The organism is Arthrobacter sp. JCM 19049 (assembly GCF_001310435.1).
Genome location: NZ_BAXF01000535.1, coordinates 1 through 1419 on the forward strand (window position 1 = coordinate 1; position 1419 = coordinate 1419).

At 68.2% G+C, this 1419-nt stretch carries 1 protein-coding gene and 1 pseudogene; both read left to right on the top strand.

Going from position 1 to position 1419, the window contains the following annotated elements; genetic code table 11:
• The first annotated feature begins 245 nt into the window (after positions 1-245).
• The gene (locus JCM19049_RS14195) at positions 246-1226 is read left to right on the top strand and encodes an ABC transporter ATP-binding protein (RefSeq protein WP_054821901.1); all 981 of its coding nucleotides are present in this window, start codon (positions 246-248) and stop codon (positions 1224-1226) included.
• A pseudogene (locus JCM19049_RS22770) lies at positions 1226-1419 on the top strand (ABC transporter ATP-binding protein); the annotation flags it as partial. The gene JCM19049_RS14195 and the pseudogene JCM19049_RS22770, both read left to right, overlap by 1 nt.

Consider the following 1419-nt stretch of genomic DNA (forward strand, 5'->3'; position numbering starts at 1 on the left):
GGCGAGCAGCATCATCGCCCGGGACTGGTGCGGGGTGATGCCGTGCGGGTCCAGGGCCAGGCGTGTCTGCCGCCTCACAGACCGGGCCGCACGGTGGAAGAGGGAGGCCAAGTCGGGCTGTGTTTTCGCATCGGGCATGGATTCAGAATATGGCAGTGCCGCCAAGAAATTCAAGATGCAGCCACATAGTGAGGTTACCTCTGTTATTATTGGGTGGTAAGTTTTCCCGCACCCAGGAGGCGGACATGAGCCAAACCCATCGGGCAGCGCCCGGAACCGAGCGCGCCGGCGGATCCAACCGCGAACGCAAGCTGCGCCAGGACCGCGCCCAGCTTGAGCAGCACCCGGTCTCGCTGCGCCGCATCGGGGCCCTGTTCGCCCCGCACCGCGCCACGCTGATCGTGGTGGTGCTGCTGATCGTAGCCTCCTCGCTGATCGGGCTGGCCCAGCCGTTCATCGTGCGCGAGCTGATCGACCACGCCATTCCGCAGCAGGACGTGCGCGCGCTGGTGCTGGGTGCCGCCGGGCTGGTGGGGGTTGCGGTGATTACCGCGCTGTTCGGGGTGATCCAGACCTGGCGGGCCACGCTGATGGGGCAAAAGGTCATGCACGGGCTGCGCACCTCGTTGTTCAGCCACCTGCAGCGCCAGTCGCTGGCGTTCTTCACCCGGTCGCGCTCCGGGGAGGTGCAGTCCCGGCTCATTAACGACGTGGGCCAGATGCAGTCCGTGGTCACCAACTCGGCGACCACCATCGCCTCCAACCTGACCACGGTGGTCGCCACCGCGGCGGCGATGGTCGCCATCTCCTGGCGGTTGAGCCTGATCTCCCTGGTGGTGCTGCCCCCGGCCATCATCCTCGCCCGCCAGGTCGCCCAGCTGCGCCGCCGGATCACCGCCCGGCGGCAGGCCGAAATGTCCACGCTCACCTCATTGATCGAGGAGCGGCTGAGCATCTCCGGGGTGCGCCTGGCCAAGCTGATGGGAACCACCGCCGCGGACGGCGCCCGCTTCTCCGAATCCAGCGCCCGGCTGATCGACCTGGAAATGCGCAGCCAGCTGGCCGGACGCTGGCGCATGGCCACCATGTCGGTGATCTTCGCGGTGGTGCCGGCGCTGCTCTACCTGGCCGCCGGGCTGCCGGCCACCTCCGGTGGGATGACCATCGGCACGCTGGTGGCCTTCACCGGGCTGCAGGCCGGGATCTTCCGCCCGGTCATGGGCTGATGAGCGTCTCGGTGCAGTGGGTTTCCGCCCTGGCGCTGTTCAGCCGGGTCTTTGAGTACCTGGATACCGACCAGGCGCTGCCGTTGCCGGAGCGGCCCGTGCGCCTGGAGCCGGCGCGGGTGCGCGGACAGGTGCGTCTGGAGAACGTTGGATTCCGCTACCCGCAGGGGCACCAGGACACGCTGCGTGGGAT

What these genes read in the sequence shown, in the direction of transcription:
- JCM19049_RS14195 (WP_054821901.1), top strand. Translation starts at nt 246, where the DNA reads ATGAGCCAAACCCATCGGGCAGCGCCCGGAACCGAGCGCGCCGGCGGA.